Origin of the sequence: Acinetobacter sp. YH12137 (assembly GCF_013418535.1) — a bacterium.
Lineage (GTDB): Bacteria > Pseudomonadota > Gammaproteobacteria > Pseudomonadales > Moraxellaceae > Acinetobacter.
Genome location: NZ_VPBW01000005.1, coordinates 135,471 through 151,669, shown reverse-complemented (window position 1 = coordinate 151,669; position 16,199 = coordinate 135,471). Strand labels below are relative to the sequence as shown.

11 protein-coding genes and 1 pseudogene are annotated in these 16,199 nt (G+C 43.2%); 4 read left to right on the top strand and 8 right to left on the bottom strand.

Features of this window, described 5'->3' with window-relative positions; genetic code table 11:
- Nucleotides 1–237: pseudogene (locus tag FTU72_RS16260) on the top strand (DDE transposase); the annotation flags it as partial.
- A 38-nt stretch (nt 238–275) separates the two neighbouring features.
- Here the strand turns inward: FTU72_RS16260 and FTU72_RS04755 are convergent.
- Both FTU72_RS04755 and FTU72_RS04750 read right to left on the bottom strand, forming a co-directional pair.
- Nucleotides 276–4,799, bottom strand: a complete 4,524-nt coding sequence (locus FTU72_RS04755; RefSeq protein ID WP_180032299.1) for a translocation/assembly module TamB domain-containing protein — start codon at nt 4,797–4,799, stop codon at nt 276–278.
- Nucleotides 4,800–4,837: 38 nt separating this feature from the next.
- The gene (locus FTU72_RS04750; RefSeq protein ID WP_180012066.1) at nt 4,838–7,594 is read right to left on the bottom strand and encodes an autotransporter assembly complex family protein; all 2,757 of its coding nucleotides are present in this window, start codon (nt 7,592–7,594) and stop codon (nt 4,838–4,840) included.
- 174 nt (nt 7,595–7,768) lie between these two features.
- Here FTU72_RS04750 and FTU72_RS04745 point away from each other — a divergent pair, with 174 nt between their 5' ends.
- Nucleotides 7,769–9,088: an MFS transporter gene (locus FTU72_RS04745; protein ID WP_180012064.1), complete on the top strand. Its 1,320-nt coding sequence runs from the start codon at nt 7,769–7,771 to the stop codon at nt 9,086–9,088.
- 3 nt (nt 9,089–9,091) lie between these two features.
- A complete protein-coding gene (coq7, locus tag FTU72_RS04740) occupies nt 9,092–9,727 on the top strand; it encodes a 2-polyprenyl-3-methyl-6-methoxy-1,4-benzoquinone monooxygenase (RefSeq protein WP_004783823.1) in 636 nt (211 codons plus the stop codon).
- A 436-nt stretch (nt 9,728–10,163) separates the two neighbouring features.
- Here the strand turns inward: coq7 and FTU72_RS04735 are convergent, their stop codons facing one another.
- The 5 genes from FTU72_RS04735 to FTU72_RS04715 all read right to left on the bottom strand — a co-directional run bounded on the left by FTU72_RS04735 (nt 10,164) and on the right by FTU72_RS04715 (nt 13,423).
- A complete protein-coding gene (locus tag FTU72_RS04735) occupies nt 10,164–10,598 on the bottom strand; it encodes a 2-amino-4-hydroxy-6-hydroxymethyldihydropteridine diphosphokinase (RefSeq protein WP_004783827.1) in 435 nt (144 codons plus the stop codon).
- Nucleotides 10,555–10,935 carry a dihydroneopterin aldolase gene (gene folB / locus FTU72_RS04730; protein ID WP_004783828.1) on the bottom strand — a complete coding sequence of 127 codons (381 nt, stop codon included), beginning with the start codon at nt 10,933–10,935 and terminating at the stop codon, nt 10,555–10,557. Before folB ends, FTU72_RS04735 begins: the two co-directional genes overlap by 44 nt.
- Nucleotides 10,936–11,067: 132 nt before the next feature.
- On the bottom strand, nt 11,068–12,366 hold the full coding sequence (locus tag FTU72_RS04725) for an AarF/ABC1/UbiB kinase family protein (RefSeq protein WP_159123174.1): 1,299 nt from the start codon (nt 12,364–12,366) through the stop codon (nt 11,068–11,070).
- Between the two features lie 58 nt (nt 12,367–12,424).
- Entirely contained in the window at nt 12,425–13,195 is a 771-nt protein-coding gene (locus tag FTU72_RS04720) for a HesA/MoeB/ThiF family protein (protein WP_166135057.1), read from the bottom strand.
- Between the two features lie 39 nt (nt 13,196–13,234).
- Nucleotides 13,235–13,423, bottom strand: coding sequence for a hypothetical protein (locus FTU72_RS04715; protein WP_180012062.1), 189 nt, complete (start codon nt 13,421–13,423; stop codon nt 13,235–13,237).
- A gap of 258 nt (nt 13,424–13,681) precedes the next feature.
- Between FTU72_RS04715 and FTU72_RS04710 the strand changes: the two genes are divergently transcribed.
- Nucleotides 13,682–14,191, top strand: a complete 510-nt coding sequence (locus tag FTU72_RS04710) for a pyridoxamine 5'-phosphate oxidase family protein (RefSeq protein ID WP_180012060.1) — start codon at nt 13,682–13,684, stop codon at nt 14,189–14,191.
- Between the two features lie 189 nt (nt 14,192–14,380).
- On the opposite strand, the gene FTU72_RS04705 is transcribed toward FTU72_RS04710, so the two are convergent.
- Entirely contained in the window at nt 14,381–16,027 is a 1,647-nt protein-coding gene (locus FTU72_RS04705) for an AMP-binding protein (RefSeq protein WP_179993314.1), read from the bottom strand.
- Between the last annotated feature and the right edge of the window lie 172 nt (nt 16,028–16,199).

Sequence of the window (16,199 nt, the reverse complement as noted above, 5' to 3'; positions counted from 1 at the left end):
GCGCAACGTGCAAAAGTCAGTCCTTTGAGAATGAGCTTTCATATTACCTCTATTGCTATCCTTAACCTATTGAAGTTTGATTCTTTGGCTTCCGCAGGTAATTTGCCTAAACATCTAGAAAGTTTAATGGAAAAATCTAAAAGCTATGTTTTACCGAAAAAAAGAAGTAGAAACTACCCACGAGTTGTGAAAGGGAAACCACAGAAATACCCAAAAAAATGCCAGTCAATCTCTTAACTGACTGGCATTACTCATTTAGAGGGCTTTTTATTAGATTAGAATCTCCAGTTATAGAACAAGTCAATTGCACGCTCTAAAGACTGACTGGCTTCCAGATATAAACGCTGATTCATTTGATAACGTAAAGTCAGCTTGTTCACTGGGGTAAATACGCCAACCCCATAACGGATATATAAGTCTGGCGTAATATAACCGGTTACAGACACCTGAGTATCATCCCCGGTTCCCTGTGCATCCAGTGCCAGGCCGCTCAGGCCAAAGCTACGACCAATCTGGTTGGTCAAGGCACGCGTACCGCCCAAGCCCAGACTAATCCCTGCGGCTGCAATGGTGTTGTTTACATCAGATCTGAAACCTTCCGCCTGACTTAAACCTGAAGCCCCTTCATTGATACGACCAGTAATCAGGGCATTCAACGCTTCCTGTTCAGACAGACCAGCATCGTTATACACCTGAATGGCAGGACTTGAGGCTGTACCAGTGACACGTACACCCACCGTACTACCTTGAATGGATTTATTGGCATCAATATCTAAAGTTGGATTCGACAGTGGGCCATTAAAACGCGCAATCGCACGGTTCAGATCCAGACTTTGTCCATAGGCTTCAATTTTCACCCGTTGCGATACCCCGATCGCGCCATTGGCACGCATCGCAGATTCCAGACCACGTTGCGTCAGATTGACACGACCTAAGAGTGGAATACGGCTGTCAAAGCCCTGGAAGATCACCTGGTTTCCTAACGACACTGCAACATCTGCGCGAATATCCCATGGACGTGCAGCTTTCAGAATGGCGAGCTGGTCATCTCCCTCACGTACTACGCGTACGTCAGAAGACAAGCCCACCACAGGTTCAGACGCTTCAGGCATTGAAATCAGTGCACGAGGAACATCGACCTTGCCACTCAAGCTCAATTTTTTATTGAACGGATACATATCCAAGGTCAAATCAGGTGTAACCACCGCAGTAATCAGTGGTGCCTGACGAATCAGCAAATTTTCACCCTGAAGTTTAAGCTGTACGCGAGGATCCCCTTTCCAGTCTACAGAGCCAGTTAATTTACCAGCGCCACGACCACTATTAAATGCACCATTAATAGTCGCGGTATTTTGACGGACTGATGAATAGAGCTGCACATTGGTCAGATTGACTGGCAATGAAATCATACTGATCGCCCCGTCCTTAACCCGAATTTCACCTTCAAGTAATGGATCGGTTAACGTTCCACTAATTTTACCTGCATAAGACAAGGTACCATCCAGATTACGCACATCCTGAATGAATGGCTTAAAGACCTTCAGTTGAACCTGGTTAAAGGCAATCTCCCCACGCATTGGTTTATTGTCACGATATGGATCAATAATCACATTGGCATAGCCTGTACCAATATCCGGCGTTTTCACATCCAGACGAATCTGTAGTCCAGCAGCCACGCTTTTTGCGACCAGCCCCACTTCATCATATTTTAAAGTCGAGCCTAAATATTCCGGATCATCAGAAGATAAGCCGATCACCCCATTGCGGGTTACCAGACGTGCATCAATCTTCGGTTTGGCACCTTGTGCCCAAGCTGCCTTGGCATAACCGTTCACTTTACCGGTTAATGCTATGCCTTCTGGCAGGAAGGCACTAAAGTCAGCCAGATCCAGGTTACGAGTAATAAAAGAAGCACTGCCTCGGGTTTTATTGACTCGAATTGGCTGATCAAAGCAGAGCTGGCTTTGCTGGCTCATCCAACAATGAGCGCCGACAAACAGATCCGACTGAGCAGTGTTATAAATCACAGCTGCATTTTGACGCTGCACCAGATGGGTACGCAGTGAGTCAAAATCACCGCGCTGGATCTGGCCTAACCAGTTATTTTGCGCATTAAAACCACCTGCGAGCTGAACAAAAAATTTAGACAGCTTATTTTCAGCCTGAACTTGCAGCACATGCGCGGCGCGCGTTCCAGCTAGTGAAACTTCACCGCGTACAATCTGTCTATTGCCACTACGCAACTGATCCATGGTCGCAGTCAATAAAGTAGGTGTGGTTTGTGAAGTCGGCAACTGACCGCGTACCCGAATCTTGTCTACGCTAAACAGGTTCTTGAAGGCAAAATTATCCACTGCCAGATTTGCAGTTGCTTGTAAACGCGGTTGTGCCTGCATATTAATATAGCCTTGTACCCGGCCTCTTAATCCTGGATAAAGCTCATATAATGCCGGTGCATTCACTTTAAGTTGCAGATTCTGTGCATTACCTGTGGCCTGGAGCTGGTTGCTGGCATAAGACAGGAACAGGTTATTGGCTTCAAACTGTTGTGGTACAAAACCACGCTGCTTGGAGTCAATCAATACAGCCAGATTACCCTTACCACGTACCGGTTTATTATTCAACATACCGGCCAGATTTAAGCGTTGAATCTGGACACGCTTCACTGCATCCGACCAGACACCTTGGGTTTGCAGATTACCAGACAATTCACCTTTAAGCTTGGCATTAAAATACTGAGGTTTGAAACGCACCAGAGAGGCATTTACATTCCAGCCAATACCATTTGCCAAGTTCACCTGACCATTGGCATTAATTTTTCCAGCGACACCATCATGACGCAGTTCCTTGATATTCAGCATATCAGGCGTACCTGACAAGCGCAGTTTTAACAATCCTTGACTGGCCTTGATCTGGCTGGCACTTAATGCACCATCATAATTGACCGCATAACTTTTGAATCCGCCGCCTGCTTTTTCATCATGGAACAACAAGGCAATATTACTATTACCTGTCAGGTGAACGGTTTCATTTTGCGCAGCCAGTCGTCCGGTCAGATCTACACCGCTGAGATTAATAATTTGCTGATTCGGGCGTGCATAACCACTGGCTTTTACCCGACCATTCAAGCGGTCAATTGGTGAAGCTGCAGCCAGAGTCTGAGTATTCAGGTTCTGGGCATTTAATACTGCGGACCATCTGAGCTGACGTTTTTCTTCTGGCAGTTCAATTCGTGCATTACCTGTTAGACTGCCGGCCTGTCCATTTCCACTATATTTAAAACTTGGAACATTCAGGATGTTATTTTTCAGGTTCAATTGTGCCTGATACATTCCTGTCGGCAACAGCCCTTCTTCATGCTGAGCAACCTGGGTAGCGACATGAATATTTTGCTGGCCTTCGACCAGTACCAGATCAACATCGCCTGATTCACTTTTTAACCAGCCGATATAAGGCACAGCACGATCAATATTTTTCCAGGCCACATCCAGTAACATCGGTTGAGCTTTATTGTCTTTAACCGGCTTCTGATCCAGCTTGATATTCCAGGTTTCATAGCGGTCAAAATCCACCAGTCCTGTTAGATGCAGGCCATTTTCCAGGTTACCGGTAGAGGCAATATTACCGTCCAGACTTGGTGGCAGAAAGTCCTGCACCACCTGTGGAATTCGCCGATGTTTCGGATCAATCCCATTCATGCGACCTGTCAGATCCCAATCCACCCGATCAGCCCAGCCTACAGTACCCGCCAGGCTTACCGAGCCTTTCATCAGCTGACCATTTAAATCAGTAATATTGAGCTGATTGACCAGATCGGTATACATCACTGCGGTATATTGCCCATTCGGGATATTTTCACCTTCAATATCGGTGCGGACATTCAAATCCAGGCGCTTGGTATTCCCATTAAACTCAGCCACACCATCTTTCGTAAACAGTTTTTGCTCTGTCAGGATTGGCCAGTGATATTGTTTAAACTGGAGTTCACCACGCATAGGTACATTAGGACGCATCGGGTGCAGAACCGCCCAGCCTGTCAGCAAATCTGGAGTGTTGGTCGCGACCCCGGCCTGAATGGTATCCAGTGTACCTCTAGCACGTACTTGAATATCATGAATATTCAGGCTTTCTCTGAGTGAAGGCAGATTTAAAATACCACGTGCATCTAGTGGATACTTGCCTTCAAACTGCATTTTCCCGGTAGCTTCGCGTACTGACAGATAGCCCATATCCATGCGGGAATCTTCGAAATTCAGCTCGGTACCTGACCATAATGCTTCATTCAGTTCGATATTATAAAAATCAACTACATTAGTCTGGGTTTTAATCACCAAGTGATCGAGAAGTAAATGATCAACCCGCAATACAAACGGTAAACGAATAGCATTGAACTTGAATGGCTCATCACTTGGCGGATTTTTATTAATAATCTGTAAATTCAGTACATCTGCTTCAGTCAGATGAATTTCTTTTTTGATAATTGCTCGCCAACCCAGCTTGACATCAGCACGATCAATTTTGACATCGACCGGTTTCAGGGTAACCAGAACATTTTTCAGGATAATCCCGCGCCACAGGTTCCCGCCTTCATATTCATAATGAATGATTTCCTGGCGCTGCATCACCTGATCAAGCAGGAATTTACTGCCTTTATCAGTAGAAAACAGGATCGCCAGTACAGACAGCAGAAAAATAAGAGAAAAAAGAACTGACAATAGAATACTTCTAAAGATACGGCGCTTTTTCGGCACAACTTCAGGTTGTTGCTCTTGTTCTGGCTGTGGTTGGTTCTCGACCATGATCTACCCAAATAACTATTTTTTAATTAATAAATGTTTTATAACTGCGAGCCAATAAAGAAGTGCAGACGAATCGGATAATTGTCATCCGACAGTCCGGTCGCCACATCTAAACGAATTGGGCCAATCGGTGAAGCCCAACGAATCCCCAGCCCCGCACCATATTCTGTTGGATTACTAAAATCCTCATTATAGGCATTTCCGGCATCCGCAAATACCGCAGCGCGCCAGCCTTCCCTGAACTGATAATTATACTCCAGTGAAGCCACACCCAAAGCCTGTCCGCCCACTTTAAAGCCTTCAATTTCCGGAGAAAGACTCTTATAGTCGAAACCACGGATACTCTGGTCACCGCCACTAAAATAACGCAGGTTATAGGGTACTTTGGCAAAATCTTCAGTAAAGATATACCCCAGATCCGCACGACCGACAAACTGGTGATCGGCATTTTCACCCAGTGAATAGATAAAACGCCAGCCTGCGTTCACAATCGCCATATCGGCATCAGACAATAGAGCTTCACTGCCCAATTCGACTTTATAGGTCTGCTTAAAACCCTTGGTCGGGTTCACCCGGCGATCACTATCGGTACGGGAAACTTCATAACCCACCAGTAGAGACTGCTGTTCATCTTCAGTATTGAATCTGAACGCTTCCGGAATCTGGCTAAAATCAACCGAACCATCCTGAGTCAGACGATCGAGGCGGTAACGTAGACCGTAAGTTTGTTGCCAGCTGCCACGCGGATTTTTAATAATCCGGTCAGCACCGAGTACCGCGGATTCAATTAGCAGGCCATCACCTTGAGCCACACCATCACGTTCTTCACGCTCATAACCACCTACGATACTGATATAGTCATTAAGTGGATGGTTGTATGGAATATTATAACGGCCATCAATTGACTGACGGATTTGTGACAATTCAAGGTTGGCATCAAATGAGTGACCACGCTTGTTTACGATCGCGCGGCGATATTGTCCACGTAAGCGTGTTCCGGTATCCGTACCATAACCCAGACCAACTTCGGCACTGTTAAGACGGTCTGCATTCAGTGTCACGATCACCGGAATTTTTTTCTCTTCACGAGCCTGAGCCTTTAAACGTTCTTCTTCGTCTTCTTTAGTCTGTTGCTGAACCCGCAAAGTTCTTAAATTTGGATTCTCTGCATCACGACTACCAGCAAACTGATCTTCATCCACCACATCCTGTGTAACTTCCTGATCGGATGCCGGTGCAGCTTTCTTGGCTACACCTATTTCATCTTCTGAAAACTTCTGTTCTTCTATCAGACTCTGAATATCCGGTGCCAGTTCCAGCTCTCGATCAATAGGATCAGGACGAATCGCATCCACCAGCGTATAGTTAAAATAACGTGAGTTCGTCAGGTTGTTGGCCAGACTATTCACACGCCAGAAGGTGTAATCAGCACCATCTTCCCAAGTAACCAGACTTTCCAGTACATCACGATTTAGCGGAAATTCTTTTTCAGGATCACTCATCCTGAACTCTACATTACCCAGTTTATAACGCTCACCTGTTTCAAAGCGCAGGTTCACATCGGCTGTATTTTCGGGTTGGGCAATGCGCACATCATGCAAGCGCCAGTACGCATCAAAATAACCATTATTGCTGGCTGCGGTATTAATCCGGTCTTTGGTTTTTTCATAATCCCCATGGTTAAAGATATCACCTTCTTCCTGTTCCGGTAGAAGACTAATAACCTGGAACTGCGGCTGTTCACCACCTGGGCCACTAAACTCAATATTATGGGTATTGATAATGACCGGCTCATTCGGAGTCACATAGACTCTAACCCGACTGTCAGATAATTTTTCAAATCTGAACTGGGCATTGTAATAACCTACAGCTTGGGCAGCCTGATTGGACAGATTACGGAGTTGCGGTAATGCAGATGAAAAATCTTCAAAGGATTCCTGGGTAAAGCTGGAAAGTTTAGCTTTTACATTATTTCTGAGATTCGTATAACCTTCTGACTGGGCTTTACGATTCAATCCGCCATTGCTTTGCGCAGTGCCATTTCCATTCACAATGACCACATCTGCACTGATCCGAGGCAAACTGGCGGTCATAATCTGGCGAGGTGGACGGATTTTATAAAACAGTCGCTTGAAAATATTCGGACGTTTGTCATTTTCAGGCGTTGTTGGTGCAGGCAATTCGGATAAGGTCGCATCCGACTCATTTCTTTGCACGATGATCTGACTATCGGCCTGAATGGACTGCATAAGCTGATCAACATTCACAGGTGCCTGATTGATTTCAACCAGTTCCTGCTGACTCATATCATTGACTACTGTTTCAGTTTGCGCGGTCTGGCGATAGGCTTGCGCCTCGCGTTTCGCTTCTTCCGCAACCTGATAAATCTCATTGGCCATGCTCTGGTCAATCGTTTGCACCGGCAGGCTTTCTAAATCATCAAACTCAATTGGCTGAAATTCACCCAGAGACGTTCCCATAGTCTGCTGCTCTTGCAGCATTTGCATACTATCTACGGTCGAAGTTTCAGGTTCTAAGGCTTCTTCAACTTTTTCTGTCGCTTCAGCTTCGGTCGTAGCTACCCCTTGTCGAACGGCTTCCTGGGATAACTCTTCGATCATTTCTGCCTGAGAGAGTGCTACCGGAGTTTCCGTCTGCTCAGTTTGTGCCATGCCCTGATGCGATAACATCATGAAAAATATACTCATACATAGCCTGGCTCGGCCATGATACGGTACGAGAGACCCCATACTACGATTCAGCATCGTTTGTTTAAATTTTCTCTTTGCGGGCATAGCAAACTCTAAACGAATACATTCTTTAATTGATTATTTGACCGAAAAAGATAAGCTAAAGAACTTAAATTATTGGGTTTTGCCTTTACATGGACGAAAGTATCTTACATGATTTTTCTCAATGTTTACGTATATCTCACATTTCTTAATAAATCTTAATGTAGCACGTCTTATATGAACAACAATGAACATTTGTTAGCGAGCCGCCGCTTTTTACCCATGTTCCTGACCCAGTTTTTTGGTGCACTGAATGATAATGTTTTTAAACAGGCATTATTACTGGTGATTACCTATGGTTGGATTCAGCAACAATCAGCCAGTATTAGCACACTAAATAACCTTGCCGCATTATTGTTCATTTTGCCTTATTTTATTTTCTCTGCGACGGCAGGCCAGATTGCAGACAAATATGAACGTTCCCAGCTGATTCGCTATCTAAAGATTTTTGAAATTGTGATCATGATTCTGGGGACTGTTGGTTTCCTACTCGGTCATTTATGGATGCTATTGTTCGCCCTGTTTTTAATGGGTACTCAATCCACTTTTTTCGGCCCGATTAAATATGCCATTTTGCCTGAAGTATTAAAACCGGATGAATTGATGTCAGGTAACGCACTATTTCAGTCAGGCACTTCATTAGCGATTTTATTCGGTATGATTCTGGGTGGTGCAGTCATTGCTGCTTCTACAGGCAATCTGATCTGGATCAGCCTGACGGTGTTAAGTATTGCCGTGGTTGGCTATCTCTCCAGTCGTTATATTCTGAAGCAGAGTATTCCAGCACCCGAAATCAATATTGACTGGAACTTTTTCCGGACCAGCTTTCAGACCATTAAATATGCTAAAAGTTTACCGCTGGTTTTTTTAATTCTGCTGGGTAACTCCTGGTACTGGTTTTATGGTGCGACTTATTTGACCCAGATTCCACAGCTTACCTTACAAAACCTGCATGCTTCTGAAAATGTTGCCAGTCTGCTTTTAACCTTTTTCTCTGTCGGGATCGGTTTAGGTTCTTATCTATGCCGTAGATTAGGTGGTACTGAGGTCAATATTAAAATGGTTCCTATTGGCGCTATTGGTCTTGTAGTTTTTGCATTGTATCTGGCAGCAAGTCTTGCCTTTGTCCCGGAACGTACTGGTGCTCTACTTGGCTTGGCAGATTTATTCCAGCAAGGCTGGAGCTATTATCATGTCATGCTGGCAGTAATTTTATTGGGCATTAGTGGCGGTTTTTATATCGTGCCGCTGTATGCCATGATGCAAGCGCATTCTCCCCGCTCACATCGTGCACGTGTGGTTGCAGCAAATAACATCCTGAATGCCGTTTTCATGGTATCTTCTGCTATATTCTCAATTATTATTTTAAGCATTTTAGAGTTTGATCTTAAAATACTTTTCTGTATTACTGCAGTGTTGAGTGGCCTGTTTACTTTATGGCTGCTTTATAGATTGAAATCGATGATCAAAACTGCAAAAGCCCCTTTGGAGGATTAATTCATGCGTCAATATACAGGTGTCGATAAGCTTATTCATTCTTTTGACCAGGCATTACGCAGTCTTGTTCCCGGAACGACTTCCTCACAACGGGAAAATCCAGCCAAACCGGTCGAAACTCAGCTTACCGTAAGTGATGCCCGTCATGTGGCTGGTTTAATGCGTGTGAATCATAGTGGTGAGGTTTGTGCCCAAGCGCTTTATCATGGACAGGCATTAACCGCGAAATTACCAAATGTACGTCGGGAAATGGAACAGGCGGCAATTGAGGAGCAGGATCATCTGGCCTGGTGTGAAGACCGCTTACAAGAACTGGATAGCCATACCAGTTTACTTAATCCGGTCTGGTACGGCCTTTCCTTTGGGATGGGTGCAATTGCCGGCATTGCGGGTGACAAATACAGTCTGGGTTTTGTTGCTGAAACCGAACGCCAAGTGAGTATGCATTTACAGCATCATATTAATCAGCTGCCCGCACAGGATGAACGCTCACGTCGCATTCTGGAACAAATGAATGAAGATGAACTGCATCATCGTGATACAGCTTTGGCTGCAGGCGGTGTAGATTTACCCCTTCCAGTCAAGATTGCTATGACCGGTATTTCCAAGTTAATGACTAAAACCAGTTATTATATTTAAGTATCAAATGAAGCCCTCTTTTTTGAGGGCTTTTTTTATTCTTATGAATTCTTAAACAAGATAACTCATTGATCGTTTTTTGAGTGTAGATCAATCAATTTAACCGCCTATCCAACAGAATATTGATTCACATTTTAATCAAACTCTATTCGTTTATTTAACTGTTATAATCGAACCGGTTTCATCTCGTATTTATTAAAATTCTAGAACGATTGAGACAGGTATAACTATTAAATAGCTATGACCTATTTATCAAAAAAATAATGCTTTAAAGGTGACGTATGGAAACAGGTATTATTCTTGGCATTCTATTCGCAATTATTGTGTTGTTAGTTATTTTTTATAAAAAGAAAAAGTAAATAACAGTTTTTTGGCAAATACAGATCCCCTACTTAGATAAAACTGAAAAATTCATTAGATTAATTTCAGATACAGATTAAATTTTGACTTGTGGATATTGAAGACGGCGATCATATTCAAATGCAGGATGAGACCAGATGTCATGCATCGGGATTTTTACGTCTAGTGCAAGCGGTAATTTTTTGGGATTAAATTCCATCTGGCTTAAATCATTTCCCCATGCAATCAGGTCGACATCCAGGCTGATCTGATGCGATGGTCGAACCCGCCCTGAATCCGTTTCCATTTGCTTTAATAAATCTGTCATATCTTGAACAGAAACTTCACTGTATAGGAGGCAGGCCGCATTCCAGTAATCTGCTCCGATACTATCCCGACATGGAATGAGGTAAATTGGAGAAAACCGGACTTCCCCCAACTCACTGATCCGTTGCTGGGCAGCCTGAAAATGTTGCTGTGGATGACAATTACTCGCCAGTGCTAGGGCGAATATCGTTGCGGTGGCGTTCAAGACGTATCCCTACAGAATTGGCTTGCGCGATAATGGCAGGCTTACGGATCGTAATCATAATCGATTCTACACTTTCAAAGGTAGCAAAAAGCGCGTCTAGTACCAGTTTTGCTGCATGTTCGATCAATTTTGGCTGAGCTTCCTGAATCACCCGCGCTGAAATCTCGCAGATTTCGGCATAATTCAAAGTATCTTCCAGTTCATCTGACTGTGCCGCTTGTTCTAAGTTGGTACGAATGTTTAGATCCAGCATTAAAGGCTGAATGATTTGACGCTCCCAATTAAAGCAGCCGACTACTGTATCGACCTTTAAGCCTTCAATAATAATTGCGTCCATTTTAAAACTCGGAATTTAATATTTACCAATAATCTCCCTAAATCCCTCTTTAATACAGAGGGACTTTCATCACTTCTATTTATTTTGTAATGAAAGCCTCCCTTTCTTAAAGGGAGGACGGGAGGGATTAAATTAGTGCTTTAACAGCAAATTTGGGTCCATAGTCTGAACCATCTGCAAACGCTGATCTGCATAGATATCTGTATACGGCGCCAGAATTCTCATGAAACGGTCGAAATACAGCATTTGCTTGAACAATAAAGCAAAGTCACGTGGGAAACGAATGCCATGACGTTCACCGACTGCTACCATATCCATCATGATATCGTTGAGATCTGCAGGGCTTGAAGTTAATAGATCCTGAGGATCAGCTAACATCACACCACTAAATAAACGTTCAAGATCAGCCGCAAGCACTTTGGTATCAATCTCAACTGCAGTCATACCCATTTTCAGCATATTCTCTGCCATCAGGGTATAATTGGTATGCTGCAAGGCATCCATAAAGGCCATACACGCTGTCCAGACTTCTGGTTTAAGCTGGCCGACAATACCAAAATCAATAAAGCCCACACGACCATCTTCAAGCAGCATCAGATTACCCGCGTGTAAATCAGCATGGAAACTGTTACACATCATCAGGCTGCCAAACCAGGTGTTCATTGCAGTGATGAGAACCTGTGACGGGTCTTTAGCGACCTTTTTCACCACTTCAAAATCAGTCAGTGGCACGCCATATAAACGTTGCATGGTCAGCACACGACGTGTTGAATATTGATGATAAACCTTAGGAGCAGTTGCTGCCTTATTATTGGTGATATTCAGATAATTGACGAAATCATCCAGATTTTGTGCTTCCTCGATGAAGTCAACCTCACGCACCATTCGGGTTTTGATTTCTTCGACAATATCTGCCAATGACGCAAATTTTACTTTCGGCACTGCTTTTTCCAGCAGTTTGGTCGCCCAATGCAATACATTTAAATCGGTATATAGAATTGTTTCCACACCCGGTTTTTGTACTTTAATGACCACATCTTCACCAGAAACCAGCTTGGCCGCATGTACCTGTGCAATGGAAGCAGAAGCCAGTGGTGTTTCCTCAATTGAGGCAAAGATTTCATCCAAGTTTCGGCCAGAAAACTCTGATGCTAGCACTTCCTGGATATAGCTGAATGGCAAGGTCGGTGTTTGATCCAGACAGCCCTGAAACTCTTCCACATATTCACGCGGAAACAGCGACGGCGTACTGGCAATAAACTGACCGAGCTTGATATAGGTTGAGCCTAAAGACTCAAATGTTTCACGCATGAGTTTGGCATTACTTGGCTTTTCAGTGGCATATTTAATGCCGGCCTTCGCCGCAACTACCGCGGTTTCACCCATACGGGCAACCGAACGTATTCCATCTAACCAGATATTTTTTTTCATAATGTCTTAGGAAAAATTAATTACATGCAGTGTAGCAAAAAAATTAAATTTTGCAGGCCTATCTTGCCTGACAGACCGGGCAATCTGTATCTTTTTCGAAACTTAAAATGCGCTGTTTGAAACTCAGACCATCCCAGAGTAGAAGTTTCTGTCTAAGTGGCATTTTACCCAGGCCTAAATAAAGCAATGCATGATGAGCTTGCAAACTCGCCATCACATTTGGCGTAGTCGCCAATACGCCTGAATCTGCACAACGCAAACTGGTATCAGCCTGATGTTCAGGTGGAAACAGGCAGGCATAGCAAGCTGAATCCCCTTCCATCATGAACAGTTGCCCTTGCAAACCAATCGCAGAAGCACTGATTAAAGGCACATTCAGTTTTACACAGCTTTGATTGATCAGATAACGTGTCTCGAACTGATCACATCCATCCAGCACCAGATCTTGATGTTCAATGATACTTTCTGCATTTTCAGTTGTTAAAGCCTGATTAATATATTCAACCTGAACATTCGGATTAATCTGAGCCAGCCTTTTCGCGAGTATTTCTGCCTTATAAAAGCCTAAATCATTTGGCGTAAATGCCAGTTGTCGTTGTAGATTACTCATCTCGATGGTATCAGGATCAATCAGAGTAATTTTGCCTACACCCGCTCGTGCCAGAAGTTCTGCCAAGGCACAACCAATCCCGCCACACCCCACGATACAGATATTAGAAAATTTCAGCTTTTCCTGTGCTTCAATATCCCAACCATCCAGAAGAATCTGGCGACTATATAAGTGCAATTCAGCATCGGTGAGTTCAAACTCTGGGGATATGGCATCCATAGTCGATATAGACAACGTCGTTCCTTGTTTCGAAGATTTTTAAGAAGCATATGCCACAAAAAGTGCATTTACCGAAATTTCAATATGCGGATAAATCTCGAGCAAATTAACTTCTCTGCGCATAAACAGCAAATCAATAAATGGCTTGGCAATACTAGCGCCAAATAGCATATCAGTTAAATGCTCCGTATCAAGCTGATAGTGTCCTAATAAATATGTAATAGTCATATTATGAATGCACTTAACTTGATCTATATGCCACTTAATTTATTCACGTATTACATCTTCCTGGAACCTCGTTCTTCTATTCTTTTATCACCCTGTAACTGAATTTCGATTGTTTAGCACTTCTGTAGCTGCTACCTGCAATTCAGTAGGAAAATGTATCAGTTCAGTGAGACCCTCTGTATCCATTCCCAAATATGATTAAGCTGCTTAAGGAATAGCAATTATCCTCGCTTTCAATAAATAGTATGGAGCATATAGATGAACGAACAAAATCAGCATAATTATCGTGAAAAATTATGGGAACTAATTAAAGATGTGCGTTACACCATGATCAGCCATATGACCGAAAGTCAGGAAATTCATTCTCAGCCAATGACCATGCTCAATTCTGAGCAAATGAATGAAGATCAGAATTTGTATTTCATCATGCGTGACACCAATGATCTGGTGAAAGCTGCCAATACTGGTCGTACTCAGATTGGCCTGTCTTTCGCTAAACCTTCTGATGGTATTTATGTATCAATCAGCGCAAATGCACAGATCAGTACTGACCGTATTTTGATTGAAAAATTATGGAATCCATGGGCAGAAAACTGGTTTGAAGGTAAAGATGATCCTAGCGTGCGTGTACTGATTGCTGAAGCTGAAAGTGCAGAATACTGGAATGTCACCGATAACAAAGTAACGCAGCTATTTAAGGCATTAAAAGGTGGTGTGACTGGCGAAGCTGGGGAACCAGATGCTGAGCACAAAAAAGTTGATCTATAAGTAAATAAGAATTCCACCTTCAATTTAGCCTCTTAATAAGAGGCTAAATTTTTGATTTATTTTATTTAAAAGATGAAATATATTATATTGTAATGACAATTATTTTCTCTGATAAATTCGAACATAAACAAATTAATCGTATAAAAAAGGCCGCAATTGCGACCTTTTCAATATATTTAAATGAATATATTAACTGACCTGTTTAATGCCTTGAATCTTAGCAATTTCCTGTTGTTTAAGCAGATTACGCTGAATTTTACCGCTAGATGTTTTAGGTAAATCACTTACAAACTCAATCTCTTTCGGATAGGCATGTTTAGATAAACGGGAACGCACATAGTTTTGCAATTTCAGCATCAGTTCTTCACTAGCGGCATATTGTGATTTAAGCACTACAAAGGCTTTCACAATTTCGGTACGTTCCGGATCTGGTTTTCCAACCACAGCGGACTCGAGCACCTCTTCACACTCCAGCAAGGTACTCTCTACATCAAAAGGTCCAACTCGATAACCCGAAGTCGTAATGACATCATCCGCACGACCAATGAAATCTATTCCACCATGTTCATTCAGTTTTACGGTATCTCCTGTTAAATAGTACTGTCCCACAAAGGCTTTCCGATTATTACCGCCATAGCCTTCAAACCACATCAAAGGTGAGGCTGAGTAGTCCATGGCCAAAGTACCAATACCACCTTTTTCGACTTCCTGATGCTCTTTATTTAAAACTGCAAAACGATGTCCTGGAATGGCAAAGCCAGCAGAACCGATTTTCTTGTGATGCTCCAGCGCATGATGATTGGCAATCACCATCCCAAGTTCAGTCTGTCCATACTGGTCGTAGATATTCACGTCCATTTCATGATTAAACCACTGAATGACTTCAGGCGTTAATGGCTCACCTGCACTACTGACCACACGTAAACACGAGCTAATCTCAGCATCAAATTTCTCCTTAAAGCCAAAGAACATCCGGAATGCAGTTGGAGAACCAGTCAGGTTATTCACCCGATATTTTTTAATGACTTCAACAGCATTGTCTACACTAAAGGCACGTTCATCCAGAATAATGCTATGCCCCAAACTTAATGGACCTGCAATTCCATAATACAGACCATAAGCCCAACCCGGATCTGCCAGATTCCAGAAAGTATCTTCGTCACGTAAATCTACGGCGTGCAGCATATAGCCTTTAAATGCCAGTAAAGCTTTAAGGGGAACAGGCACTGATTTTGCCAGCCCCGTTGTACCTGAAGTAAACATCATCAGGAAAATGTCACTAAAATGACCTTGAACCGGCTCAAACTCAGTTGGATATTGCTTCAGTTCAGTCCAGAAATCTGCATCCTGATTGATACTTTCAGGCGTTTGATGGACGGTTAAAATATGTGGAATATCCAGATCATTCAGTTTCGCTCGCTGTTCCTGATTGGTAATAATGAGTCGGGTATGTGCGGTATTAATACGATGCTCGATTGCCTTGCTTTCAAAAGCGGTAAATAAAGGCTGATAAATCGCACCAATACGCCAGGTGGCTAGAATGGTAATTAATAATTCTGGGGTTCGTGGGAGCAGTCCGGCAATACAGTCTCCTGCTTGTAAACCCAGTGAGGTCATATAATGAGCCAATTGTCCTGAAGCCTCAGCCAATTGTTCAAAAGTCCAATATTGGGTCTTGCCATTTTTACCTTCCCAGATTAACGCGATCCGGTTTTGTCCCAGAAAACGTCCACAGCATTCTGTATAGGCATTGAGTGAATCTGGCGTTCCTGCCAGATGTTGTTGAACCATAGTGTCAAAATCAAATTCACGATACGCTTGTTCTAGTGTCTTCATCACGACAACCTCTATTCCGTTTATAAACAGACTTTATGTCTGTGTCCGTTGTATTTGTTGTTCTGTCTACCGTCTGCGAATTCCATTGCAATGCCGGTTTTATATAACATGCCCTATTGCTAGGACATGTTAGGTGTCACTCTACTGAGTCACTTTTCGCTTTATCAATAAT

Bases quoted from the DNA above. Each gene is read 5' to 3' on its own strand.
- FTU72_RS04715 (WP_180012062.1), bottom strand. From the start codon at position 13,423: ATGACTATTACATATTTATTAGGACACTATCAGCTTGATACGGAGCAT.
- FTU72_RS04755 (WP_180032299.1), bottom strand. From the start codon at position 4,799: ATGGTCGAGAACCAACCACAGCCAGAACAAGAGCAACAACCTGAAGTT.
- coq7 (WP_004783823.1), top strand. From the start codon at position 9,092: ATGCGTCAATATACAGGTGTCGATAAGCTTATTCATTCTTTTGACCAG.
- FTU72_RS04725 (WP_159123174.1), bottom strand. From the start codon at position 12,366: ATGAAAAAAAATATCTGGTTAGATGGAATACGTTCGGTTGCCCGTATG.
- folB (WP_004783828.1), bottom strand. From the start codon at position 10,935: ATGGACGCAATTATTATTGAAGGCTTAAAGGTCGATACAGTAGTCGGC.
- FTU72_RS04745 (WP_180012064.1), top strand. From the start codon at position 7,769: ATGAACAACAATGAACATTTGTTAGCGAGCCGCCGCTTTTTACCCATG.
- FTU72_RS04710 (WP_180012060.1), top strand. From the start codon at position 13,682: ATGAACGAACAAAATCAGCATAATTATCGTGAAAAATTATGGGAACTA.
- FTU72_RS04720 (WP_166135057.1), bottom strand. From the start codon at position 13,195: ATGGATGCCATATCCCCAGAGTTTGAACTCACCGATGCTGAATTGCAC.
- FTU72_RS04750 (WP_180012066.1), bottom strand. From the start codon at position 7,594: ATGCCCGCAAAGAGAAAATTTAAACAAACGATGCTGAATCGTAGTATG.
- FTU72_RS04705 (WP_179993314.1), bottom strand. From the start codon at position 16,027: ATGAAGACACTAGAACAAGCGTATCGTGAATTTGATTTTGACACTATG.